The organism is Acinetobacter sp. YH12140 (assembly GCF_013418475.1).
GTDB classification, from domain to species: Bacteria; Pseudomonadota; Gammaproteobacteria; order Pseudomonadales; family Moraxellaceae; genus Acinetobacter; species Acinetobacter amyesii.
Map to the genome: position 1 here is coordinate 69778 of NZ_VPBZ01000007.1, position 26240 is coordinate 96017.

Below are 26240 nucleotides of genomic sequence, written 5' to 3' on the forward strand. Positions count from 1 at the left end.
TTCGCTATAAAAGTGGAAGAATATAAGCAGAATCAGGGACAAGTTGTAAAAGGCTTGTCTCTTTTTTTGGACTATACAAAAGTATTTAATATTTTCTTTTTTTAAATTAAGGTATATACATTCCAAAATTTTGGAGTTCCATTGGCTAGCGGTTTATTGCCTTTAAATTCATCGATATAAATAATATCAAAGTCCGCATCAAACAATTGTTTAAGCTCTTCCTGTTCAAAACCTATAAATTTTTCAGAAAAATTATTTACCCAATCATCATCTTTCCCTAACAGTTGTATGAGTAAGATGCCTTACTCACTTAAGGATTCCTGCATTTTCTTTAAAACACTTTCAAGCGAATCCGTAGAACAAAAAAATAAACTGAATAAAGCAATAATTAAACTAGCTTCAGGAAAGCTATGGTCTTCAAAGGCCTGATTAGAAAATAAATAATTCTTATTGTCTTTAAATTTACTTAGACAGACATTTTTAGCGTCAACAGATGGATCAAATGCATATACTTTAAAATGATGACGGAGTAGAAATGATGATTCATTTCCTGCACCACAACCACAATCAATCGCGATCTTTGGTAAATTCTCAAAATAACTCAAAGCTTTTTCCAAAATCGGTCTATGGGGTAAATTCTGAGTAAGTTCAGCAAATGATTTTGTCATTATTTAAATTTTATCCTTTGAGATCCATTCGAAAATTTGAACAATACATGTTGTAAAAGACCTATCTTATTCATTTATAGAATTTCTTTTAATACTCACAAAGCTGCACTGAATTTTATACGTCACGCCAATTTTACACTGCACATCACAATCAATCGTGCGCTAACTTAAAACCACTCTCCGTCATTCGCGTCGGATAAAGCTTTTTCCCTGTTTCTACTTCGCTCTCTAAAACTAATTCAGGTAAATGCATAGCTCTTTGTAATTCCAAGATTCGCTCATGCAAGGGTTGAGGTTGGTTATTAGTACAAATATATGATTTTTCATGATGTTCCCCGTGAAGTAGATGACACAGAAATTTTGCCAAATCATCGATATGTATTCGATTTGACCAATGGATATTGGGATAGTGATGAGTCGTTTCTGCTAGTTTACGCATTCGCGCTGTCGATGTGCCATAAATCCCAGATGGACGTACGATCACGCATTCGGTAGGAAATGCTTGTGAGTAGTGACGCTCCATTTCAAGTAACAACATCCCCTGCTCATCAATCGGTTGTGGCACAGTGTCATCATCAATGCGCTCCCCCGCATGTTCACCATAAACACGAGTGGACGACACCACGATTAAACGTTGTATTGGATGACTTGCTAATGCTTGAACAATCGGCTGTACAGAATCGACATAAGTGTATCGATAAGCATCCACAGCATTGAATTGAGCATGACGTGCAGGAGCCAAAAGAACATAGACAGCATCAATCGGTTGAACCTGCGATAAATCCAGTTGGTGAACATCTTGGATTAAATGTTCTGCAAAATCATCCTCTTTTACACTACGACTCACTGTGGTAATTTGGTGACCTTGCTGAAATAATTGTTTAGCAACACGTTGCGATGTTTTACCATAACCGATAAATAGAATATGCATCAAACGACCTATTCTCAGAACTGATCCATTTAGATCATAGAAACCGAAGTTGAGGGGACATGGCTGCCGTCCATCAATTGCAAGGGGTTGGCAATGCCGCCGCTGCTTTACTTGAAAAACTAAATATTTTCACGACAGATGATCTTTTGTTTCATCTGCCACGCGACTATGAAGATCGTAGCACGATCATCCCCATGAACCAATTGACCGTGGGTCGCAGTTATTTACTAGAAGGTACAGTCACAAGTATCGACTTTCCACCCGGAAAGCGTAAATCGATGGCCGCCCTTTTGGATGACGATTGTGGCAAAGTCACCTTACGTTTCTACCATATCTACAAAGGCATTACTGATCGGGTAAAACCGGGCAATCGTTTACGGATTTTTGGTGAAGTCCGTGTTGGTGCTCGTGGCTTAGAAATGTATCATCCTGAACTACAGGTGATTACTGAACACACGCCTTTACCACAAACCCAACTCACTGCGATTTACCCTGCAACCGAAGGCTTAACACAGCCCAAACTACGTGAATACGTCAAACAAGCACTACAGTTATATAGTGATGACTTACCTGAATTACTGCCAGAAAAATTCACCAATGGCTATGCACTAAAACAGGCTTTGGACTATATTCATCATCCCCCTGTCGATGCCAATATGTTGCAACTCAGCCAAGGTTCTCATCCTGCACAGCAACGTTTAATTTTCGAAGAATTGGTTGCCCATCAGGTCAGTTTGCTCAGCCGCCGTGCTTATATTCAACAAATCGAAGCACCGTCATTCTCTACAAGTAAGAACTTCACCAAACAACTTTTAAGTACACTGCCATTTGAAATGACCGGCGCACAAAAACGTGTGTCCAAAGAAATTGCGGTCGATCTGAAAAAGAACAAACCTATGCTTCGACTCGTACAAGGCGATGTGGGTGCAGGTAAAACCTTGGTTGCAGGTGTGGCAGCCTGTCATGCGCTTGAGGAAGGTTGGCAAGTGGCCATGATGGCGCCGACAGAAATTTTGGCCGAACAACATTATCTAAATTTCAAAAAATGGTTTGAGCCGATGGGACTGACCGTGTCTTGGCTTTCCGGTAAACAAAAAGGTAAAGCTCGAGCTGCGGCAGAACAATGTATTCAAGATGGTTCAGCCAATTTAGTGGTCGGCACACATGCTTTATTTCAAGACAATGTACAATTTGCCAAATTGGGTTTAGTGATTATTGATGAACAACACCGTTTTGGCGTCGATCAGCGTTTGGCGCTACGAAACAAAGGTCTCAATGGCATGACACCGCATCAACTTGTGATGACGGCAACCCCTATTCCTCGTACCTTGGCCATGTCGGCTTATGGCGATTTAGATACCTCCGTCATTGATGAACTGCCGCCCGGTCGTACACCGATTCAAACAGTCACTATTCCACTTGACCGTCGTGAAGAAGTGCTACAGCGGATTGCCAGCAATTGTGCTGAAGGTAAACAAGCCTATTGGGTCTGTACCTTAGTTGAACAATCAGAAACTTTAGATGCTCAGGCCGCTGAAGCGACTTTTAATGAAATTAAAGAACGCTTTCCAGACCTCAATATTGGTCTTGTTCACGGCAAAATGAAGGCCGATGAAAAACAAGCAGTGATGCAGCAATTTAAAAATAATGAATTGCAATTACTGATTGCAACCACAGTGATTGAAGTCGGTGTTGACGTCCCAAATGCCTCAATCATGGTAATTGAAAATGCAGAGCGTTTAGGGCTTTCACAATTGCATCAGCTACGTGGTCGTGTAGGACGTGGTGCCAAAGCCAGTTTCTGTGCCTTGCTGTATAAAAATCCCTTATCGCAAAATGGGCAAGAGCGTTTACGCATCATGCGCGAGACCAATGATGGCTTTATCATTGCTGAAAAAGATTTGGAAATTCGTGGTCCCGGCGAGCTCCTCGGCACTAAACAAACAGGCGATATAGGCTTTCGTGTAGCAAAATTAGAGCGAGATGACCATTTACTCAATCAGGCACACTATGTGGCTCAACAAGTCCTAAATGATTATCCTGCACAGGCTCAAGCGCTGTTAAAACGATGGCTGCCTGAAGCACCCCGTTATGCCTATGTATAATTAGGAGAACGTAATGGAGCGATCATCCTAAAAATACAGATTGGCTTTAACCAATAAGCTTGTCGAACAGGTTTCTGTGGTGTTGTGATTGCACTTCACCACAAACTGTGCAGAATACTCAAAAAAGAATGATTAGAATAAAAATATGCTCCAATCCATCCAACATTTCATCCGAAAAGGAATGCAGAGCGTTTCCCCTTGCCTGCTCTGTGGTATCGATCGACAACAACATCATTCGCTTTGTACTGACTGCTGGGCACAACTGCCTTGGTTTAAACAAATGGTTAATCGCCATGAACACAGCATCTCTTGTGCCTTTCACTATGATTTTCCAATAGATCGCATCATCCAAAGCTATAAGTATGAGCAACAATTGCACTATCAAAATTTACTGGCACAGAGCCTTTTAAGCATGCGCTTAGCTCGAGTTCAGGCCATTGTTCCCATGCCTATTTCAGTTGAACGCCTCAAGGACCGTGGATACAACCAAATGCTGCTCGTTGCACACATGATGGCAAAGCAATTGCGCATCCCTGTTTGGCAACCAGTGATTCGTCAAGCACAGCACGCTCAAAAAGGTTTAAGTCGGCTAGAACGCCTAGAAAATATCGAACAGCAATTTATTATCAACCCAACTGAAAAACGCCGTTTCCGTAAAGTCCTCATTATCGATGATGTAGTCACCACAGGGAGTTCAATCCATGCATTAAGCAAGCTGTTACATCAGCTACATTGCACGCAGGTATATGCCGCATGCATTGCTGCGGCACAGCCTTAGTTTCAAACATCAACCTCTAAAGAAAATGAACAAGCGAAGCGGTTTAGCTTTCAACAAGAGATCCCGCCTGCTGCTTCACCCAAGGAATCACCACCTCACGTGTTAAAGGGGCGAGTTTTGTTTGTGTATCATCCAAGCTGACCCATTGCATTGCTGCAATTTCCGCATCAATTTTCGGTTCACCTTGCAACTGAACTAAATAGACATAACTCACCAGTAGATGATCAGCTTCGTTCGCAGCTGCCGTTTCAAAACGACCAATGAATTGTTCAATCTGTGCAGCGCAGCCAATTTCTTCCTGAATTTCACGCAGCATGGTAATTTCAGGGGCTTCATTGGGTTCTAACTTGCCACCGACCTGCATAAAAAATGCCGTGTGTTTTTTACGAACCACTAAAAGTTCATGCTGTTCATTTAAAATAATGGCTGCGGCAACAGTGATAATTTTCATCTATCTTGTTCCAAATCCGCAATAAAGGCTGTACGTTCAACCATGCCCCATTTCGGCTCTGGCGCAATGAAATGTTGAAACTGCTCAACAATCGTTTCGATATTATCTTCTGCAATTAAGCCTTCGATAAAACGCAGATGGGTAAAGCCTTTTTCTGCAGTTGTTTTTAGAAAATTCAATAAATCGTCATAAAAACCATCTACGTTGAGAAAGGCACATGGCTTTAAATGAATGCCCAATTGAGCCCACGTCCACTGCTCAAAAATTTCCTCTAAAGTCCCTGCTCCACCTGGAATCGCCACAAAACCATCCGAGAGTTCAGACATTTTGGTTTTCCGTTGTTGCATATTTTCTACCACATGCAATTCGGTTAAATCTGGATGTGCCAATTCTTTATCGACCAAGACTTTTGGAATCACCCCAATGACTTGTCCACCTGCACGCAAAGCACTATCTGCCACGACACCCATCAAACCTGAACGGCCACCACCATAGACTAATGTAATACCTTGGGCCGCTAAATGACGACCGACTTTTTCAGCAACCTGTAAATAGATAGGATTGTTACCAAGGGCGGAACCACAGAAAATTGCGATAGATTTCATTTATAATCACCATCAGATCAGGAGTACTATGCTGGAAAAATCAACTTTAAACAGATTTTTTCATAAAATAATCATTAGAACAGTGTTTTTAAGCAAATCCTTGTCTAAAATACACCCATTCATTTTTAACTTACTGCGTAAGGGGAAAAGACAACATGCTTGAAGCCTTTTACGCCACAGAGCGCGGTAGCCTGGAAGATGTCACCATCAATGGTGACTTCGATTTACATCAGGATTTAGTCTGGCTCGATCTCATTGCCCCATCCCAGGAAGAACAGCAATGGATTATGGATGCCTATGATCAAAATTTACCTACATTAAAATCATTAGAAGATATTTCGTCGAGTGCACGATTCTACCGTGATGACGATGGTATTTTGCACATCAGCACCTATTTTTTAACGAAAAATAAAAATTTTCAGGTCGATGGTGAACCCGAAGAAAATGCTAGCACCTTAGCTACCGTACAAACAGTTGCCTTTATTTTACATAAGGAGCGCTTATTCACTTTACGAGGTGAAAAGCTGGTTGCTTTCCGTGCCTTTCGTGCCCGCGCGCGTCGTAATGACTATGAAATTGACTATAAAGATCCAACTTGGATTTTATTAGGACTTTTAGAAGCCAAACTCGATGAGCTTGCGGATATCTTGGAAGATATCCACAAGGACTTAGAAAAGTATTCCACAGAAGTGCTGAATAACCGTCATCGTGAGATGATTTTAGACTTAGATGACATGATTACCCGCCTTGCGCATTTAGAAGATATGCTCGGGAAAGCACAGCTGTGTCTGATCGATTTACGTCGTGTTCTCACCTTCCTATCACGTCCTCGCGCCTTGGGCAGTCATATTTATGATGCCGACATCCGAGAACTCAGTGAGGACGTGCGCTCTCTTGTTGAGCATGATGCCTTCTTGTTCCAAAAGGTTCGATTCTTACTGGATACCACTTCTGGGTTCATTAACACCGAACAGAACGATACGATTCGTCGATTCTCGATTTTACCAAGTATGCTTGCGCCACCGATGTTAGTAGCTAGCGTCTATGGAATGAACACCGATGTACTGCCATTCGCGCATGGTACCACCAGTTTTATCGTGGTCAGCTTAATCATCGTGGCATTCTTTATTGGCCCATTGATGTACTTCCGCTGGAAGAAATGGATTTAATCCTTTCCTATTGCGTGGACTTGCGAGAACTTCTTATCGCACTGCAATAAAAAAAGCACCTTACGGTGCTTTTTTTATTTAGATCAATTGCAAGTCATGCTCAAGATGACAGGCTTGAATAATCTTCATCATTTTTTCAGGGACTGCTTTAAACTGCAAACCTTGCGCTTTTGGCGTTTGACGTAACCAACGAACCAAAACAGCTAAAGCTAAAGTACTGCCATGCTCAAGCTCAGCAAGATTGACCACTAAGGGAAAAGCTTGCTGTTGTTGAATCAATTTCAAGCCGTCTTGATAATACAATTCGGCATTGTTGTAATCGATTTTGCCTGAAACCATCAATTCTTGTTGATGAAGTTTAATCACACATCACCTATCTTATTTTTTCTTGTCTAATGCTGCATCAGCATCAGGTTTAAAGTTCGCAATTGCTTTCTCAATGTTACCGCCATTACGTTTTACAGTGGCCGCAAACTGATTACGGAATTGTAGGCCTAGGTCGATACCCGAAACGTTGATATTACGGATTTTCCATTGTGAACCTTTATCCACCAACTGGAAAGAAACTGGAATTTTTTCACCGTTGTTATGGAAATCAATCGTTACAACAGGGTTCTTACTGTTCGACGCTTTATATGGACGCATGCTATATGTTTGGTTACTAAACTTGGCAAAAGCTGAACCATAGTTTTCGATCAGTGTTGCACGGAAGTTACGTTCAAACTGCGCACGTTGAGCCGCTGAGCTGTATTGATTCGTTGCATAAGTACCCATCACGATACGTGTGAACGCTTGTGAATCGATATACGGGTCTAAGTTTTGACGAACAATCGTTTTCACAGCCGCAGGGTTATTTTGTAGTTTTGCGTGGTCTGCTTTTAAACGTGTAATGAGGCCATCAGCCACTTTTTTTACAAATGCAGGTGGTGCTTCGCTTGGAGCAGCAAAAGCTGTACCTGCCATCATAGTTGATAAGATACTTGCTGTAAGCGTATGTTTTAACAATGTGTTCACTTAATTTCTCCTAAAAATTATTCAACAAATGCAGGTTCTTCTGCCGTTGTTGTGTCAGCAGCTTCTGTTTTTTGTTCAGCATCTGCTGTGTTGTCAGATTTGTTCCCTGCACCACCGGTCACAAATTTAGACACCAAATCTTCGATTTCCATCGTACCTTGGGTATTACCAATTTGGTCACCACGTTTTAAGAAGTTGACACCACCACCCGGTACAATTTTCAAATATTTCTCGCCCAATAAACCATTGGTTGCCACCATAATGTAAGCATCTTCATCGATATTGGTGATGGATTTCATGTTAGCAATCAGTTGCTGTTCCATTTCTTTTTGTTTCGCAGGTGTCGCTGCTTCATAGTCTGATGTGTAACGCAGTTCTTCGAGTGCATTCTTTTGCACTTCTTTTAATTGTTCTGCATTGTAAGAGGTTAATGAGCCATCCATAATCAGATGTGCTGTCACTAAACGCGTCACAGGATCGAGTTTCAACGATTCCACTTGACCAACTTTGACACCACTTAAGGTAACTTTAGCACGGGGTTTAATCCCGTTTACATTTTCAAATGTCGCGGTCAATTCATAACTGTCTTCGATGTTATTGCCGACCAAACCACTCACACGCATCGCCAAGAAGAAAATAGCGATAGCAAACAGAATGACAAAAAAACCGACGGCCAGTTCACTCGTACGTGATTTCATTAAATACCTCCGAACATGACCGCAGTCAACACGAAATCTGAACCTAAAACACACAACGAAGAATACACGACAGTACGTGTGGTCGACGTTGCAATACCTTCTGAAGTTGGGACACAGGCATAACCCTGATAGACCGCAATCCAAGTACAAATTAATGCAAAAACAAAACTTTTGATGATGGTGCCATTAAAGACGTCTTTAAAGAATTGCACACTGTTCTCGATGCCACTCCAATAAGAGCCTTCATCTGCACCCAGAAAATCAACACCCACCAATTTACCGCCCATGATGCCGACCGCAGCAAAAATCACCGACAACATTGGCAAGCTAAAAATACCGGCCCAAAGTCGAGGCGAGATCACTCGTTTTAATGGATCGACCCCGATCATTTCCATACTCGACAACTGCTCAGTGGCTTTCATCAAACCAATTTCAGCTGTCAAAGCAGAACCTGCACGACCAGCAAAGAGTAAAGCCGCAACCACAGGTGCAAGTTCACGCAGTAAAGTCAGTGCAACTGCGGTGCCGAGCATCGCTTCACTACCAAAGGTCGACAGAATGCTATACATCTGCAAACCCAGTACCGAGCCAATAAATAAGCCAGATACCACAATAATCAGTAATGAGAGCACACCAACACGGTACATCTGATAAATAAACAATTTCACGCCAAGTAAAGTCGGCATGGAAAAAAGAATCTGCAGCAACATAATGGTTGCTACGCCGATTCCTCGAACACGTTCAATGACGCGTCTACCTAATGCGGCAATAGCATTCATGAACGAACCTCATGATTTAAATAGGGCTGATGACTGAATTGATAATCGACCGGACCTTCTACCGAACCCGTCAAGAACTGCTTCACAAACGGCGAGGCATGTGCTTTTAACTGCTCAGGTGTTCCCTCGCCCTGCACTTTCCCTTCAGCCACAACGTAGATGTAATCTGCAATTGATAAAGTTTCAGCTACATCATGCGAAACAATAATCGTGGTTAAATCTAAAGCTTCACGTAGCGAACGAATCAAGCGGGTTAAAACCCCCATCACAATCGGGTCTTGCCCTGCAAAAGGTTCGTCATACATGATTAACTCAGGATCCAGTGCAATTGCACGGGCCAAAGCCACACGACGATTCATACCACCCGATAGTTCAGAGGGCATCATTTGTTCCGCGCCACGTAAACCAACAGACTCTAATTTCAACGCAACAATTTCAGCGATCAAATGCTCTGGCAACTTGGTATGGGCACGAATTGGAAAGGCTACGTTTTCATATACCGACATATCGGTAAATAATGCACCGCTCTGAAACAACATCCCCATACGCGCACGCGCAGCGAAGAGCTCCTGACGTGACATCTGTGCAATGTCCTGCCCATCAAGCAACACTTCTCCATTATCGGGAGTCAATTGACCACCAATTAAACGGAGTAAAGTCGTTTTACCTGTACCAGATGGACCCATAATTGCAGTGATCTGACCACGACGAATTTTTAAACTGACATTGTCATAAATGACGCGCTCTCCTCGCTTAAAACTCAGGTTTTTCACTTCGATCAGTGCCTGAGTTTGAGAAGACGTTTGATTATTCATAGCTGAGGATTTTCCTGCATTTTTTTCAGCATGCATACTATAAAGGATTGAAGTTTAAAATGTTACCATTGCATGAGCGCATATCCCTGCATTCCATCAGGTAAATTGTTTTTTATTATTAATGCGATTTTATAGAGGGTGTTTTCAACCCAATAGAAGAATTTAGTTAAAATAATTGTATATATAGTAAACGATATTACACAATAAGAGTGTTAAACCGATATAAGGCATAAGTACCTCGATCATCACTATACGCATATTTGCCAACGCGTTTCCGTTCATATTAATTATCATTAAACACATAAAGTTTGATCAAGTATACATTTTTCTGATTAAAAAGCTAATTTAAATCCATAAAAAAAACCGGTGTTTCCACCGGTTTTTTCGATATTTCTTTCGAAATTCAATTAGTCATTGAATTTACGACGTGGACGGTCTTCACCGAAAGTGCGTTCGCCACGTGGTTTATCATCACCGAAACGTTTTGGACGGTCATCGCCGAAACGTTTTGGACGATCTTCACCAAATGAACGTTGAGGACGGTCACCGTTGAATTCACGACGTGGACGATCTTCACCAAATGAACGTTTTGGACGATCGCCGTAACCTTCACGAGCTGGTTTGTAGTCTACACGGTTACCACGGTTGTCATCGTTAGAACGACGGTCAAAACCACCTTCACGACGTGGACGATCGCTGTTAAATTCGCGACGTGGACGATCTTCAAAACCGCCTTCACGACGTGGACGATCGTTGTTAAATTCGCGACGTGGACGATCTTCGAAACCGCCTTCACGACGTGGACGATCGTTGTTAAATTCGCGACGTGGACGATCTTCGAAACCACCTTCACGACGTGGACGATCGTTGTTATATTCGCGACGTGGACGATCTTCGCCACCGAATGAACGACGTTCGCCATCACGGTTGCCTTCACGACGTTTGAAGTTTGATTCACCTTCAAAACGACGACCGCCACCGAAACCACCACGACCACCGCGACCGCCATCACGACGACCACGACCGCCATCACGGCTACCGCGTGCAGGAGGTGGAGATGGCTCAAGACCTTCAATTTCAGATACATTTAAACGTGCGTCTAAGAAGTCTTCTAAAGCACGGATTTTACCGCGTTCACGGTAAGTCGCTAAAGTAATCGCGTTACCAGTACGTCCCGCACGACCTGTACGACCGATACGGTGTACATAGTCTTCGTTCTTCATTGGAAGTCCGAAGTTAATTACGTGAGAAATAGTTGGTACGTCTAGACCACGTGCAGCTACGTCAGTCGCAACTAAGATTTTTGCACGACCTTCACGAATGCTGCGTAAACGACGGTTACGTACAGTTTGTGGCATTGCACCGTGAAGAGCGACAACTGAGTGACCTGCTTCTGCAAGTTCTTCAGCCAACATATCTGTATCTTCTTGAGTAGATGCGAATACAACTGCTTGATCTACAGACTCATCAGATAACCAGTGAGTCAAAAGTTTTTTCTTGTGTTCGAAACCGTCAGTCCAGTGAAGAGTCTGAGTAATGTCAGTATTTGTAGAGTGACCAGTTTCAATCGCAATACGCTGTGGATCATTCATCATGCGTTCTGCAAGTGTAATGATACGCGGCGCAAATGTTGCAGAGAACATTAATGTTTGTTTACGGTTAGCAGCCAAGTCGCTGATCGCTTCTAGGTCTTCAGAGAAACCTAAGTCAAGCATACGGTCAGCTTCGTCAACGATTAACGCATCAACGTTGTCTAGTTTAATTTGACGACGGTTCACCAAGTCAAGTAAACGACCTGGAGTCGCTACGACAACTTGTGCACCTTTAAGCTGTTGAATTTGTTTACCGAAAGGCATACCACCCATAATTGCAGCAATACGAACACCTTTCATATGACGTACTAAAGCAATTGCGTCTTGGCTAACCTGTTGAGCCAATTCACGTGTAGGGCAAAGTACAAGAATAGACGGTGCAGTTACCGCTTTCATGCGCTCTTTGAAAGACATCAAAGTGTCTTGACCTGCCAAAGCATTCACAGTTGGGAGTAAGAATGCAGCAGTTTTACCAGAACCAGTTTGGCTTGATACAAGAAGGTCTTTACCTTCTAATGCAGCTGGAATTGATTGTTCTTGCACTGGAGTCGGAGTAGTAAAACCTAGACCTTGTAATGCTAGTTGTAACGACTCATGTAAAGGAAAATCAGCAAAAGTTTTGCTCATAGAGTATTTCACCCCAAAAATGGGTGCTCCATTAAAAATATAAATTCAGATGGACATCGGCAAAAAGCGGCACAGCAAAAGACGCTGAAAATATAGAATCAGCGGCGATCCGAGAACGACGATGTGTATAACGCACACATGATTACAGCCGCAACCTGAAGGAATCGCTTAGCGATTGGGTGGGGCGCGAAATATCGTCCTCTCTTTGGACCGGAACGCGCATACACAATGATAGAAGAGAATGTTCAGGTAATGAACGAAATTTAGTGCGTGCGGGGATTATAGCAGAAAGTTTTTAAATGTCACCTGTTTTAGTCAACTTCAGAATATTTTTTGTAAGAAGCTTTAAATTATAGGTGTTTAAGCCATTATTTTTGACCGACTAGACAAAAATAAAGCCCTCATAAAGAGGGCTTTATTTCATTATTCTGTCAATAAACTCGAACTAAGTGTTCTATTATTTAGCAGCTTCACCCCAAGCTGGAACAACAGCTTGCATAAGTGGTTTAAGCATTTTCATAGAACATGCAAGTACTTGACCATTGTCCATTGAGTCGTTACCACCACGAGCATCAACCACAGTACCACCCGCTTCTTTCACAATAAGTTCGCCCGCAGCGATGTCCCATGGTTTCAAACCAAGTTCGAAATAACCATCGAAACGACCTGCAGCAACATATGCTAGATCAAGAGCAGCAGAACCTGAACGACGGTATTGAGCACCGGCTTCAGTCACATTTAACAATGAGTTGAAATGGTTTTTCGCATAAGAAACCACTTCGCCATTACGAATTTTACGATACGCATGACCCACTGAAAGGAAAGTGTTTTCTAAGCTGTCTTTTACATTTACACGAATACGGCGTTGGTTCATCATCGCACCGCGACCACGGCTTGCAGAGAACAACTCATCTTTCACAGGGTCATAAATAACACCGTGCTGAGTTACACCTTTATGTTGAACTGCGATGGAGATACAGAAATGTGGAACACCATTAACGAAGTTTAATGTGCCATCAAGTGGGTCGATGATCCAACACCAATCAGCGTCATGACCTTTACCTTCTTGAAGACCAAACTCTTCGCCTAGGAAACTGTGATTTTTATAGCTTTTACGTAGGGTATCGATAGTCAATTGTTCCAAATAACGGTCTACACGCGTTACTGGACCATCAATTCCTTTTTCTTCGACTTGTAGATCGAGTTTATGACGATTTTGATGCGCTTTTAAAAGCTCTTGACCAACTAATTGAGCCGCACGCGCAGCCATAACCACCATAGGTTCCATTGAACACCCACTACAAATTTGAAGATACTGATAAAGAATAATGCATAAAAGCCCTTATATCTTATCAAATATAAGGGCTTTTAGGGAAAAAATGTTTCTAAAAATTAGAAATTCAGCAAACTACAGTTGACTTATGTTTTATCCAGCTTTGTGTCACAGAAGTGATAATGCCTTCAGCATCTAGTCCAGCTTGTTGTAGCATTTGAGCATGTGTCGCCTGATGCATAAATTCATCTGACAAACCTAAATTCAGCATCGGTTTAACAATACTAGCCTGCGCTAAATATTCATTTACCGCACTACCCGCACCTGCCATCACTGCATGCTCTTCAACTGTCACAAATAGTTGCGTGCTTGCCGCGATTTGATCGATCAACTGTGTATCTAATGGTTTTACAAAACGCATATTTACCACACGAACTGCAACATCCAGTTTTTCAGCCAATACTTTAGCCGCCTCAACCGCTGCCTGAACACGGCTACCAAATGCTAAAATCGAAATTGTTGCATCTTGCTGATCATTAAAGCTTATAAGAATTTCACCACGGCCAATTTCAAGCTCGGTCATCTCTTGCTGAATCTCGACACCTAGTCCATTACCTCGTGGGTAACGTACTGCCGCTGGGCCTTTATACAAATAAGCCGTATGTAACATTTGACGACATTCATTTTCGTCTTTCGGCGCCATGACCACCATGTTCGGCACGGTACGCATAAAGGCATAATCATATGCACCGGCATGCGTTGGGCCATCTTCACCAACCAAACCTGCACGGTCGATACCAAATGTCACATCAAGATTTTGCAAAGCGACGTCATGAATCAGTTGGTCATAACCACGTTGCAAGAAGGTTGAATAGATTGCAACAACCGGTTTTACCCCTTCACAGGCCATACCCGCAGCCAAAGTCACCGCATGTTGTTCTGCAATGGCAACATCAAAGAAACGCTCAGGGAACTGCTTGGCAAATTGCACCATGCCTGAACCTTCACACATCGCTGGGGTAATCGCCAATAAACGATCATCCTGTGCTGCTTCATCACATAACCACTGACCAAAAACATCTGAATATTTCGGTGCAGTTGCCACTGCAGCAGGTGCATTCACTTTACTGATGGCATGGTATTTGATTTGATCTGCTTCGGCAGGTGCAAAGCCTTTACCTTTTTTGGTATAGACATGCATTAAACGTGGGCCTTTGCGTTTTTTTAAGGCTTCAAACACGTGTGTTAATTGTTCAACATCGTGCCCATCAAAAGGACCAAAGTAGTCAAAGCCAATGGCTTTAAATAGGTTGTCTGCAGCATCGGTCGCAGCACAATGTAGGCGTGAGTTATACGCCCATTCAGGATGAGGTTGAATATAGGCTTCGCCATTTTCAGAAATATTCACCGATTGACCACTTTCCCAAATCGCAGCCAAATGCTTAGCAAAACCACCAGTACTGCATGAGATCGACATATCGTTGTCGTTCAATACCACCATGAGGTCAGCATTGTGTGCCACCGCATCGTTCATGGCTTCAAAAGCCATACCCGCTGTCATCGCGCCATCACCCACGATTGCAACCACATGACAGGGATCTTGCTTGAAGCGACGTGCCAATGACATCCCAAGACCAGCAGAAATCGCTGTTGATGAATGGCCTACACCAAAGGTGTCAAATTCAGATTCTTCACGGGCAGGAAACGCAGCCAAACCATCTTTGGCACGAATCGTCACTAATTGTTCACGACGACCAGTTAAGGCTTTATGCGGATAGGCTTGATGACCCACATCCCAAATCAGACGATCACGTGGTGTATCAAAACAGTAATGCAATGCCACGGTTAATTCGATCACCCCAAGATTGGCACCAAAATGCCCACCACTTTGTCCGGCCGCATACAAAATAAATTGACGTAACTCATCCGCCACTTGCTCTAATTGGCTGCGCTCGAGTAAACGAAGTTGTTGAGGATGGTTAATCGTATCCAGCAACGGTGTTACAGGGCGTTGAAATGGTATTTCTTTATACAGCATAATGTGGCAAAGCCTTCTAAAGCCTGGCAAATTCCTAAGCTCGGTCTAAATGGGTAACTCGATCATATCGTCGAATTGTATCACCTTACAATCAGCCAAACTTGTAGCGATGTAATTTTTAGCAATGATCTCGTTGGGGAGATTTTGAATGAGTCAGATTATCCTGAATAATCTTCCTATTTATCAACTATTATCGTTCGCTTTATACAAAAAAGAAAATGTTCTGCATAAATTCGTCGTTGCAATTCTACCAATGTCCAAGCATTACGCTATACTTTAGCCAATTTATAATCGAATAAACGGGTTAAGCAGTGCCTATAGAATTTGTCGCAACGTCAAGATTACCGACCGCTTTTGGTGAATTCAATATTACGGTTTTTCAGGATCCTGAAACCGGTGAAGAACACGTCGCACTCTCTAAAGGACTAGAACAAGCTCCCACTGAACCTGTTTTAGTTCGTATCCACTCCGAATGCCTCACCGGTGATGCCTTCGCTTCACTCAAATGTGACTGCGGCCCACAGCTTCAAGCGACCCAAAAATTAATTAATGAAGCAGGTCAAGGGGTGATTTTATATTTACGCCAAGAAGGTCGTGGTATTGGTTTAACCAATAAAATCCGTGCTTACGCCCTACAAGACCAAGGCCATGACACAGTGGATGCCAATTTATTATTGGATCTTCCTGCCGATGCACGTCGTTATGATATGTGCCCTATCATGTTGAATCATCTCAACATTACGGCTGTGCGTCTCATTACGAATAACCCATTAAAAATTGAAGCGCTCCAAGAGCAAGGAGTGAATGTCGTTGATCGTGTTCCGCTGACTGTGGGTTTAAATCCCTTTAACGAACAATATTTAAAAACCAAACATGATCGTATGTCGCATATGTATCAAAAGGACGATTTTTAAAAGTCCTTTAAATTCTCCATCTATAAATCCCTCCAAACCTCCCTTTTGTAAAGGGAGGCTTTCCCCTCTTTATTTAAAGAGGGGTTAGGGGAAATTCAAATCGTCATCGAAAAAATACGATTTTCCGGCACACGGCGTTTTAACCTTAAGTCAAAAGCCATGCAGATATTACGTACAAAAGGTTTGCCTTTTTCGGTAATTTGGATGCTCTGATCACCCAACTCTAATAATTCATCCGCCTGCATTTCTGTTAATTGTGCAACCACTTCATCAATTTCTGGAAATTGCATGTCTGTATTTGCCCACGAAGTATGGAATGTACACATCAAATTCAGAATATGTTTACGGATAATCAAGTCTTCTTCAGTCAGCACATGACCTCGATAAACAGGAATTTGGTTTTGCTCTAAACGTGCATAATAGTCTTCAATTTTCTTTTCATTTTGTGCAAAGCTGTACCAACTATCACTGATCGAAGATAAGCCGAGACCAATCATCAGTTGGGTTTTCGATGCGGTATAGCCCATAAAATTACGGTGCAAACTGCCCTGCTGAAAAGCTTGATACATCGGATCTTGGGTTAATGCAAAATGATCCATCCCAATTTCATGATAGCCCTGCGCCAGTAGCTGTTTTTTACCTTCTTCATAGCATTGACGCTTTAAATCATCTTTCGGGACATCGGCATCTTTAAAACCACGCTGACCATTGCCCTTAATCCATGGTACATGTGCATAGCTATAAAAGGCTAGACGATCTGGCATCAAACGATTGGTCTGTTCAATGGTATGCAACACGTCGTTTAAATCCTGAAATGGCAAACCAAAAACCAAGTCATGCGAAATAGAGGTATAGCCAATATCACGTGCCCACTGTGTCACTTGTTCAACATGTGCAAAGGGCTGAATACGGTGGATGGCTTTTTGCACCTTCTCATTATAATCCTGCACTCCATAACTTACGCGTCGAAAACCAACATCATACAAAGCTTGTAAATGCTCACGTGTGGTATTGTTCGGATGCCCTTCAAAGCTAAATTCATGTGTATCGGCAATATCAGCATGCACTAGAATGCCTTGAATCAACTGGGTGAGATGCTCAGGAGAAAAGAAAGTAGGCGTTCCACCGCCCAAATGAATTTCTTTAATTATTGGCCGATCAACCAAGAGTTGACAATATAAGTCCCATTCTTTCAGCACCGCCTGAATATAAGGCAGCTCCATCTCATGTTTTTTTGTGACTTTTTTATGGCAACCACAAAACGTACATAAGCTTTCACAAAATGGTAGATGGATGTACAGACTGATGCCTTCGCTGTGATTGGTCTCATCAAATGAACGCTTCAATCCCTGTTTCCACTGTTGCAATGAAAACTCAGCTTCCTCCCAATACGGCACGGTTGGATAACTGGTATAGCGTGGACCTGGTACATTGTATTTTTGAATTAAAGAATTCGCCTGCTGAGACATCGATGCACCATTTCAATCAATGAGATTCAATTTAAATCTACCTGATGATTATTGTGCTGAGCTTCAGAAGTGAATTCAACCTAGCAAATTTGTCGGAATAAGCCCAATTTGAGTCTGAGCAATTGCTGCTAACTTTGCATGATCTTTTGGTTTAATCACTAGATTTCCAGATTTAAAGTAAAGAGCCGATGCTGAGTATCGGGAAAAATGCCTTAAGTTTTCACGTAATTTATGCTTTGATGACACTTATCTTTAAATTATTTTAATAAAGGTCACCATGCAGAATCCAACTTCAGCCGATATTCAACGTGTAGATGAATTCCTTCGCGATTTACAGGCACGGATTTGTGCCGCATTGGAACAGCAAGAACGTGCTGGTGGCGGAAGTGCCGAATTTGCGATCGATGACTGGGAACGCCCTGAAGGTGGTGGTGGTCGCTCACGTGTTCTTCAAAATGGAACGGTGATTGAAAAAGGCGGTGTGATGTTCTCGCACATCAATATTTCAAAATTACCCGCCTCTGCGACTGAACGCCATCCCGCTATTGCAGGTGCAAAAGCACAAGCCATGGGCGTGTCGTTGGTAATTCACCCGAAAAACCCCAACGTCCCAACCTCACATGCCAATGTGCGTTTATTTGTCGCCGAAAAAGAAGGCCAAGATCCGATTTGGTGGTTTGGCGGTGGTTTTGACCTCACTCCATTTTATCCAAATGATGAAGATGTCTTGTCTTGGCATCAAACTGCCCATGATCTTTGTGCCCCATTTAGCGATACACTCTATGATGAACATAAGAAATGGTGTGATGACTATTTTTATCTCAAACACCGTGATGAACAACGTGGTGTGGGTGGTTTATTCTTTGATGATCTCAACCAATGGGACTTTGAAACCTGTTTCAAATATATGCAGGCCGTGGGTAATGGTTATTTAGAGGCAATTTTACCGATCTTCCAAAGAAACCAAGACAAAGCCTATACCGAAGTACAACGAGACTTCCAACTTTACCGTCGTGGTCGTTACGTTGAATATAACCTAGTGTATGACCGTGGCACCTTATTTGGTTTACAAACTGGTGGGCGTATTGAATCCATTTTAGTAAGTATGCCACCTTTGGCGGGCTGGTCGTATCGTCCTGAATGGGAAGAAAATTCTGCCGAGAAAAAGCTCACCGACTTTTATTTAAAACCGCATGATTGGCTTAATATATTGAAATAAAATAGATAGACATGTATTTGCCTCTGTCCATCAGGGGCTTTTCATTGCCTTTTAATTAAAGTATTTATATTTCTAGGTAATATCTTGATGCATAAATAAATTTTTTAAGCATTTACTTTGTAATCATATTGCTCAACAATGACACATCTTTTAAACAGCTTTACGCTATGTCATTGCACAATGTGTCAATAAACTCATGGCTGTAACTTTCTTGTACGGAGTACAACGCACATGACACATCAAACACTCAATAAAAAAGCAGTCAGTCTTACTGCCTTGGTGTTTTGGAGCTTTGCTGTTGTGCTGATCAGCGCTATCAGTACTAATATTTTTTCCGAAACGTCTTTGAATGACAATTTGGCTATTGGCTTCATGGTGGTTGCCTTGATTGGTTTAGTCATCAGTGCTGCCAGCATCTTGATTCAAAGCGTCTTAGATATTTGTAATCCTTAATTTTCCTCCTTTATTTCACGATTTTAAGACTGCCCGAACTTTAGCCATCATCACATTTGGCGTATATTGTCTGCTCTTTCACATCTACATGGACGCTGTGCAATGAGCAAACAATTTGCAGTGATTGGCAACCCGATTGAACAATCACGCTCACCTGAACTTCATCATGCCTTCGCTGAAAAAACAGGCCTCGACATTCAGTACAGCAAACGACTTGCGCCACTCGATGGTTTTCAGCACAGTATCGAATCCTTCTTTGCCGAAGGTGGCATCGGTATGAATGTTACTGTTCCATTTAAAGAACAAGCCTATGCACAATGTGCCGTCCTTACTGAACGTGCCAAAATTGCAGGTGCGGTCAATACATTATGGATGCAAGACGGTCAATTACACGGTGATAATACTGATGGTCAAGGCTTGGTGAATGCCATTCATGCCTTAGACTGGTCGCTCAAAAATACGGATATTTTAATCATTGGTGCAGGTGGCGCAACACGTGGCGTGATTTATCCATTGGTTCAGGCAGGTGCGAAAAAAATCGTCATTGCCAACCGGACTTTAGCACGTGCTGAACAATTGGTCGCTGACTTAAAAACTGCCGTACCGAATGCCGAACTTGCAGCCATTGCCCTCACCGACTTAGCTGGTCAATTTGATCTGGTGATTAATGCCACATCGGCCAGCTTAACGGGTGATCCGCTAATTTTGCCTGAAGCTTTACAATTCACGCACGCCTATGAAATGGCCTATGGCAAACCATCGACATTTTTGGATCAAGCCAAAGCACGCCACGTTCCAACCTCAGAAGGTTTTGGCATGTTGGTTGGTCAAGCGATTGAATCTTTTTCCATTTGGAATGGCGTCAAACCTGATCTAAAAGACTTTCTATAATTCAAAATGATTTGCTCAATTTACTTTCAAAGCAGTCGAAACACCTAAAAAAAGAACCTCAATTGAGGTTCTTTTTTTGATCCAACTTAGTTCTTGTGTTTTTGTATCGCCTTATAGGTCTCATAATAAGCCGATTGGCTGAACAACTCTTCGTGTTCTGCTGCTAGGCCTTGCAATGACGCTTCTGATAATTTTCCTTTGATATCATCAGCAAAGGCTTGCGCATAGATTTTTGATGCTTTCACCAAATGCGCTTTTTCAGTTCCTTCCAGTTCATAGCTAGCTAAAAAGTTTTGTTGATATAAATGTGCAAAAATCGCCTGATCAGTCTTATAGGTTTTTTGCAATTGTTTCCACTCAACCTGAGCTTTGTACTCACCAATCCCCGACTGCACATAATGATTGACTGAAGAACCTAAGTCATCAAAGTCTTGATAGCGATGCAAAGCATGCTTATCACGTAATTGATTTAAACGTTTCAGCGCATTGCCTGTTGGCTCTTTTAAGCCATCAACAAATCGATATGCATAAACTTCTGCAATTTCATTCAAATCATTGGCCGAGTAATAACGCACATACTGAGCGCGATAGTTAGCAAATGCCACGACAAATGCCGCTTGATAGGCTTTCACTTCAGATTGATGGCGCTTATAACTTTGCAAAGCCACAGTACTTAGATATTCAGGAAGTTCGATTTCTTCATTTGCAGCACGGACATCATCAACCGATGCAGTTTCTGCTTCAACAAGCAGAGGATCATTTCCCGTGATTGGCGCAAGCAGGCCTTTCAACATATTTTCAAAGAGTGAATCTTTACTGACTTCCTCAATGGATTTTGCCTGTTTCATGGCTTGACGATCAATTTTAGTCGCATTGCCATAATTCAAAATTTGGTTGCTACTTTTCAGCTTTAATTGACCTAAACGTGGCTCATTAAAGTCCAATTGATAGTCCATTACTTGGACTCGGCCTTTATGATCTAAGCCTACATCCATCACGACATTCGAAGATGATTTATCCTGTGTATTCAGCACCTGCGCAATTTCAGCTTGATGCTTTTGCCATAATTGCTGGAATTGTTTTACATCGATAAGTTGTTCACTTTGATATTGCTGGAATACTGGTTTTAATTGCTCAACAGCATCCGAAATCTCTGAATCTGTATTGGATGCGTCCGCAGCAGAGGCCGATGGTACAGAATCTTCTTGCAGCGGTATCACCCGAACATCTTGATAATCCTGACACAGTGTGACTTTACCAATCGGCACCTGTTTGGTGTTCATCAAGGCCTGACAGACTTCCTCAGATAAATTCGCTGTTTCATCATCTTCTTCTGAAGCCGCATAAGCTTCGGTTACTTCAGTATCCGAACTATAGGTTTCTTCGTCATCACCCGCGGTCGCCTCCGCATATGCACTTGCAGTATCAATCGCGTATTCAGCAGATTCAGCGGCAGAAGACGTTTGTTCTTCTTCCGTTTCATGTTGGTGATACATCAGGCCATGCATTTTCGCATTGAGCAGCTCATTCACACGTTCTACAGATGCATAAGCCTCATCAAAGTCTTCATCCTCAACTGCTGCCGCTACTGCAGTCCCTCCCGCCGCTTCAGCCGCAGCCATCGCCTCTTCGGAAGCACTGTGATGCACAGCAGCGTCCACAGATTCATCTTGCTCGGCGTCACTATTACGCTGACCTTTGATTTGCGTGGTGTAATAGTTGGCATTCACAAAATCGAAAAGTTCAAGCTGGGTGTATAGCGCATTAAGATCACCCACATAGCGGATTTTTTTAGTCAGCCCTGCATTTTTTTCATCACGTGTTAAAGCAATATTTTGCACTTGATTCGGCTCTGCCAAGACATAAGGCAATGCATTCATTTGTTTTAAATAGTCAGCAAATTTTTTCAAATCGTACTGAGCAATCGTGTCTTTATGTTTTGAAAAATCCACATAAGCCAAGCTGCTTTGGCTTTCACGATTTACCATAAACGGCATGAACGCAAAGTAGTTGGTATAAAATTTATGTTGATTAAAATCAATGATCATCGGCAACTGTGCATTGACCTGCAAAGTCGGTTTTTGATAACTCAATTGCAAGGTTAAGGCAGCAAGTTTTTCTCTAAAATGTACTGAACCGCTATAGCTAAACTGTAAATCATTCAACACATTCAGCAGTGATTGAGCAATTTTAGATTGCGGAGAAACGCCATCCTCTTCATCGCTATAACGCGCTGATGGTGGGATCGATTCATTGGCAATCGCTTGATAGAGCTGTTTCTTTTCTTTTTGGCTAAATGGAATATTTTGGGTTTTAATCAACTGATCCAGTTGTTTTTTAAGTTTAGGATCCAGCTCTGGCTGTGTGCTTATCGCAGGTTTTGACTTGGTTTCAGGCTTTTTTTCATCGAACTGAATATCGGTCTGAATTGAAAATTGCCCTTTCATGTCATAACTGGCATTTTCAAACATTGCGTTTAAGCCTTGAGTGGCTTGTTGCCCGAGAGACTGCTCCGTTGAATTGGTTTTTATGACATGTTGAGCACACCCAGTAATGCTCAAACCCAGTAAACAAAGTGTTATATATTTTAATCGCATAATTGTACGAAAGACCTAAGTTCTTTATGATTTATTAAAAGAAAAAAATGATCAAAAGATCAACACCCAGTCTATCAGAAGTTTACTTTTCACATGTTGGTTAAATATTACAATTCGCCTTTCTGACATTTTTTAAGGGCGTATTCATCAATGTTTTTTGGATGAAATTATGAATAATCAAATCATCAATACAGATAATCCAAAAAAATTTAGATATTAGGATTAAGACTATGCCTGCATATAAAGCGCCTTTACACGATATTCGTTTCTTAATGAATGAAGTGCTCGATTACCCAGCACACTACAAAACTTTGTCTAATGGTGAAGCTGCTGATGCAGACACTGTCGACATGATTTTAGAAGGTGCAGCGGATTTTTGTGAAAACATCCTTTCACCTTTAAACCAAACGGGTGATGAAGAAGGCTGTCATTTTGAAAATGGTGATGTGAAAACACCAAAAGGGTTTAAAGAAGCCTATGACCAATTTGTACAGGGTGGCTGGCAAGGTCTGTCTTTCCCTGAAGAATTCGGCGGTCAAAACTTGCCACAGTCGTTGAATCTCATCAAATCTGAAATGATGGGTACAGCGAACTGGTCATTCCAAATGTATCCAGGTCTCAGCGTAGGTTGTATCAACACCATTCTTCAATTTGGTTCAGAAGAACAGAAAAACCAATATTTACCGAACCTTGTTGCTGGAACTTGGTCAGGCACCATGTGCTTAACTGAACCTCAATGCGGTACCGACTTAGGTCAGGTTAAAACCAAAGCGGAACCTCAAGCTGACGGTAGCTATTCAATTTCTGGTACAAAAATCTTCATCTCTGCGGGTGAGCATGATTTAACCGACAACATCGTGCATATCGTACTTGCTCGTCTTCCAGACGCACCTTCCGGCACCAAAGGCATTTCATTATTCATCGTTCCAAAATTCCTTGTAAATGCAGACGGTTCAGTGGGTGAACGCAACCCTGTGACTTGTGGTTCGATTGAACACAAAATGGGGATCCGTGCTTCAGCAACAGCTGTGTTGAACTTTGACAATGCCATTGGTTACTTGATCGGTGAAAAACACAAAGGCCTACACGCAATGTTCACTTTTATGAACACTGCACGTATTGGTACAGCGATCCAAGGCATTGCACATGCGGAATTGGCATTCCAAGGCGCTCTTCCATATGCCAAAGAACGTATGTCTATGCGCGCACTTTCAGGTAAAAAAGATCCTGAAAAAGTAGCCGATGCGATTATTCACCATGCAGACGTACGTCGTATGCTTTTAACTCAAAAAGCGATCGCTGAAGGCGGCCGTTCAATGATTTACTATGCGGCTCAAATTGCGGATAAAATGACTGATGCTCTAAACCGCGGTGATACAGCAGCGTTTGAAGCACATGATGACCACTTAGGTTTCTACACCCCGATTCTTAAAGGTTTCTTGACTGAATTGGGTTATGAAGCTGCGAACCACGGTATGCAAGTATACGGCGGTCATGGTTATATTAAAGAATGGGGCATGGAACAAATCGTTCGTGACTCACGTATCTCTACCCTTTACGAAGGTACAACTGGCGTTCAAGCACTAGACCTGATTGGCCGTAAAGTTCTACTTACTTCTAAAGGTAAAGTGATCCGTGACTATACAGCTGAAATCTTGAAGTTCTGTGGTCAACATGCTCGTAATAAATATATGCGTCGTTTTGCGTGGGACTTAACCAAGCTTTGCGCACAGTGGAATGCTTTAACTGTTCGTATCATGCTTGCAGCACGTAAAGACCGTGACATCGTGTCTTCTGCTTCTGTCGATTTCTTGATGTTCTCTGGTTACGTGATGATGGCTTACTTCTGGGCACAACAAGCTGCGGTTGCTTCTGAAAAATTAGCAGAAGGCAATGGTGCAGAAGTTCCTGAGTTCTATAAAGCAAAAATCAAAGTGGCTGACTTCTACTTTGAACGTCTATTACCACGCTCACAAGGTCACGCTGAAGCAATGGTTAACCCATCGAAGACCATGACTTCTTTGGCTCCTGAACACTTTAGCTTTGACTACTAAGCTTTAAACCGAGTTAAATGACTCTATAAAAAGACCGCTTCGGCGGTCTTTTTTGTCTTCTCTTTTAATTTTGATCTATAGGAATTACGAGTAGTATTCTTAATTTCTTCATGAGGTAACAACAATGTATAACGATGGACTTTATATGGAGAAATATTGTTGTATTTTTCAACAAAAATAGAACACCTTATCGCTAAAACATAATTTTATTTAATAAATATTAAATACTTAAAGTAAATTTTACTCCATAATTTTAGCTTTACATTTGTATCTCATACAACTTCATATCTTCTCCACTGCCTCCCCCTATGATGACTTCATTGATTCATAGAGAGCGTAACCATGAAAAAATTGATGTCTTCATTGATGATTGGTCTGATTGCAACAACTGCGACAATGTCTGCAATGGCAGCGCATGCATTCGATCATAAAAATCCACCACCTGCTGCACACTTTGATAAAAAACCTGTGCCACCTAAAGCAACACATCACAAATCTGCTGGGCCCCACATGGTGAACAAAGAACATCAACAAGCTCATGCGAAATTTGCCAAACAAAACCATAAGGCCACAGCATTTAAAGCCAATCAACACAAACCTGTACCGCAGCATAAATTACCCCCTATGCCACCGAAACATCGTTAAGTTAAACTCAAAAAAAGACCGCGAATGCGGTCTTTTTTAATCTTTACTTTGCTTTATCAGCAATAAATTCTTTGATCTCTATGGGTTTATCTTTCACCAACTCAACTGTCCCTTCATTCACACCATTAAAGTTTTTAAAATGAATAGAAACGCCTTGTTCATTGGCAAGTCGTACACCACTTCCAGAAACCGCTCGTTTCAACTCATAAACCCGATCAGAATTATCCGTCAATTGTGCAGTTTCAAAATTATCTTTGGTTTTTAGCTCAATCGTCAGATCTTGCGGCCCAGTAAAATGAATAACTTGCTCGTCCTGAGCAATAGCAATGTCATTCGACGGAGTAGTTGCTGACGCTGGTTCAGTTGATACCGTGTTTTCTACTGTAGCCTTTTTATCTGCACAACCAATCAAAGCTAAACTGAATACTGCAGCACTTAAAATATATTTCATTTTT

General features: G+C 42.0%; 23 protein-coding genes and 1 pseudogene. 9 read left to right on the forward strand and 15 right to left on the reverse strand.

Annotation, left to right across the window (positions count from 1 at the left end; translation table 11 throughout):
• Positions 1–101: 101 nt before the first annotated feature.
• Together FTU75_RS11340 and FTU75_RS11345 are read right to left on the reverse strand one after the other, a co-directional pair.
• Positions 102–668 (reverse strand): annotated as a pseudogene (locus FTU75_RS11340) (methyltransferase domain-containing protein).
• Positions 669–819: 151 nt separating this feature from the next.
• Entirely contained in the window at positions 820–1599 is a 780-nt protein-coding gene (locus tag FTU75_RS11345) for an NAD-dependent epimerase/dehydratase family protein (RefSeq protein WP_180115982.1), read from the reverse strand.
• A 59-nt stretch (positions 1600–1658) separates the two neighbouring features.
• Here FTU75_RS11345 and recG point away from each other — a divergent pair, with 59 nt between their 5' ends.
• The gene (recG, locus tag FTU75_RS11350; protein ID WP_180115983.1) at positions 1659–3704 is read left to right on the forward strand and encodes an ATP-dependent DNA helicase RecG; all 2046 of its coding nucleotides are present in this window, start codon (positions 1659–1661) and stop codon (positions 3702–3704) included.
• A 145-nt stretch (positions 3705–3849) separates the two neighbouring features.
• Positions 3850–4482 carry a ComF family protein gene (locus FTU75_RS11355; RefSeq protein WP_180115984.1) on the forward strand — a complete coding sequence of 211 codons (633 nt, stop codon included), beginning with the start codon at positions 3850–3852 and terminating at the stop codon, positions 4480–4482.
• 43 nt (positions 4483–4525) lie between these two features.
• Here the strand turns inward: FTU75_RS11355 and FTU75_RS11360 are convergent, their stop codons facing one another.
• Both FTU75_RS11360 and FTU75_RS11365 read right to left on the reverse strand, forming a co-directional pair.
• A complete protein-coding gene (locus tag FTU75_RS11360) occupies positions 4526–4933 on the reverse strand; it encodes an NUDIX domain-containing protein (RefSeq protein WP_180115985.1) in 408 nt (135 codons plus the stop codon).
• Positions 4930–5538, reverse strand: a complete 609-nt coding sequence (locus tag FTU75_RS11365; RefSeq protein ID WP_180115986.1) for a TIGR00730 family Rossman fold protein — start codon at positions 5536–5538, stop codon at positions 4930–4932. The genes FTU75_RS11360 and FTU75_RS11365 overlap by 4 nt, the downstream gene beginning before the upstream one ends.
• A 155-nt stretch (positions 5539–5693) precedes the next feature.
• On the opposite strand from FTU75_RS11365, the gene FTU75_RS11370 reads away from it, so the two are divergent.
• Entirely contained in the window at positions 5694–6707 is a 1014-nt protein-coding gene (locus FTU75_RS11370) for a CorA family divalent cation transporter (protein WP_078189297.1), read from the forward strand.
• Between the two features lie 78 nt (positions 6708–6785).
• Here FTU75_RS11370 and FTU75_RS11375 read toward each other — a convergent pair whose 3' ends face one another.
• The 8 genes from FTU75_RS11375 to dxs form a co-directional block, all read right to left on the reverse strand.
• On the reverse strand, positions 6786–7046 hold the full coding sequence (locus FTU75_RS11375; RefSeq protein WP_218945760.1) for a lipid asymmetry maintenance protein MlaB: 261 nt from the start codon (positions 7044–7046) through the stop codon (positions 6786–6788).
• 39 nt (positions 7047–7085) lie between these two features.
• Complete coding sequence (locus tag FTU75_RS11380; RefSeq protein ID WP_180115987.1) at positions 7086–7721, reverse strand: ABC transporter substrate-binding protein; 636 nt, start codon at positions 7719–7721, stop codon at positions 7086–7088.
• Between the two features lie 17 nt (positions 7722–7738).
• The gene (locus tag FTU75_RS11385; protein ID WP_180024337.1) at positions 7739–8419 is read right to left on the reverse strand and encodes an outer membrane lipid asymmetry maintenance protein MlaD; all 681 of its coding nucleotides are present in this window, start codon (positions 8417–8419) and stop codon (positions 7739–7741) included.
• On the reverse strand, positions 8419–9198 hold the full coding sequence (gene mlaE / locus FTU75_RS11390) for a lipid asymmetry maintenance ABC transporter permease subunit MlaE (protein WP_078189301.1): 780 nt from the start codon (positions 9196–9198) through the stop codon (positions 8419–8421). The genes FTU75_RS11385 and mlaE overlap by 1 nt, the downstream gene beginning before the upstream one ends.
• The gene (locus FTU75_RS11395) at positions 9195–10013 is read right to left on the reverse strand and encodes an ABC transporter ATP-binding protein (protein ID WP_111885426.1); all 819 of its coding nucleotides are present in this window, start codon (positions 10011–10013) and stop codon (positions 9195–9197) included. The genes mlaE and FTU75_RS11395 overlap by 4 nt, the downstream gene beginning before the upstream one ends.
• Before the next feature lie 407 nt (positions 10014–10420).
• On the reverse strand, positions 10421–12232 hold the full coding sequence (locus tag FTU75_RS11400; protein WP_078189302.1) for a DEAD/DEAH box helicase: 1812 nt from the start codon (positions 12230–12232) through the stop codon (positions 10421–10423).
• Between the two features lie 457 nt (positions 12233–12689).
• On the reverse strand, positions 12690–13520 hold the full coding sequence (locus tag FTU75_RS11405; protein WP_078189303.1) for an inositol monophosphatase family protein: 831 nt from the start codon (positions 13518–13520) through the stop codon (positions 12690–12692).
• A gap of 112 nt (positions 13521–13632) precedes the next feature.
• On the reverse strand, positions 13633–15543 hold the full coding sequence (gene dxs / locus FTU75_RS11410; protein ID WP_180115988.1) for a 1-deoxy-D-xylulose-5-phosphate synthase: 1911 nt from the start codon (positions 15541–15543) through the stop codon (positions 13633–13635).
• A 311-nt stretch (positions 15544–15854) separates the two neighbouring features.
• Between dxs and ribA the strand changes: the two genes are divergently transcribed.
• Entirely contained in the window at positions 15855–16457 is a 603-nt protein-coding gene (gene ribA, locus FTU75_RS11415; RefSeq protein ID WP_168379100.1) for a GTP cyclohydrolase II, read from the forward strand.
• Between the two features lie 95 nt (positions 16458–16552).
• On the opposite strand, the gene hemN is transcribed toward ribA, so the two are convergent.
• A complete protein-coding gene (gene hemN, locus FTU75_RS11420; protein ID WP_180115989.1) occupies positions 16553–17926 on the reverse strand; it encodes an oxygen-independent coproporphyrinogen III oxidase in 1374 nt (457 codons plus the stop codon).
• A 277-nt stretch (positions 17927–18203) separates the two neighbouring features.
• Between hemN and hemF the strand changes: the two genes are divergently transcribed.
• The 3 genes from hemF to aroE all read left to right on the forward strand — a co-directional run bounded on the left by hemF (position 18204) and on the right by aroE (position 20489).
• The gene (gene hemF, locus FTU75_RS11425; protein ID WP_180115990.1) at positions 18204–19145 is read left to right on the forward strand and encodes an oxygen-dependent coproporphyrinogen oxidase; all 942 of its coding nucleotides are present in this window, start codon (positions 18204–18206) and stop codon (positions 19143–19145) included.
• 231 nt (positions 19146–19376) lie between these two features.
• Positions 19377–19598 carry a hypothetical protein gene (locus tag FTU75_RS11430; protein WP_078189308.1) on the forward strand — a complete coding sequence of 74 codons (222 nt, stop codon included), beginning with the start codon at positions 19377–19379 and terminating at the stop codon, positions 19596–19598.
• A gap of 102 nt (positions 19599–19700) precedes the next feature.
• Entirely contained in the window at positions 19701–20489 is a 789-nt protein-coding gene (aroE, locus tag FTU75_RS11435; RefSeq protein WP_180115991.1) for a shikimate dehydrogenase, read from the forward strand.
• A gap of 86 nt (positions 20490–20575) precedes the next feature.
• Here the strand turns inward: aroE and FTU75_RS11440 are convergent, their stop codons facing one another.
• Positions 20576–23086 (reverse strand): hypothetical protein, encoded by a 2511-nt coding sequence (locus FTU75_RS11440; RefSeq protein ID WP_180115992.1) that lies wholly within the window; start codon positions 23084–23086, stop codon positions 20576–20578.
• A 230-nt stretch (positions 23087–23316) separates the two neighbouring features.
• On the opposite strand from FTU75_RS11440, the gene FTU75_RS11445 reads away from it, so the two are divergent.
• Positions 23317–25140 (forward strand): acyl-CoA dehydrogenase C-terminal domain-containing protein, encoded by a 1824-nt coding sequence (locus tag FTU75_RS11445; RefSeq protein ID WP_180115993.1) that lies wholly within the window; start codon positions 23317–23319, stop codon positions 25138–25140.
• Positions 25141–25482: 342 nt separating this feature from the next.
• Entirely contained in the window at positions 25483–25785 is a 303-nt protein-coding gene (locus tag FTU75_RS11450; RefSeq protein ID WP_180115994.1) for a hypothetical protein, read from the forward strand.
• A gap of 43 nt (positions 25786–25828) precedes the next feature.
• On the opposite strand, the gene FTU75_RS11455 is transcribed toward FTU75_RS11450, so the two are convergent.
• The gene (locus FTU75_RS11455; RefSeq protein WP_180115995.1) at positions 25829–26236 is read right to left on the reverse strand and encodes a hypothetical protein; all 408 of its coding nucleotides are present in this window, start codon (positions 26234–26236) and stop codon (positions 25829–25831) included.
• Between the last annotated feature and the right edge of the window lie 4 nt (positions 26237–26240).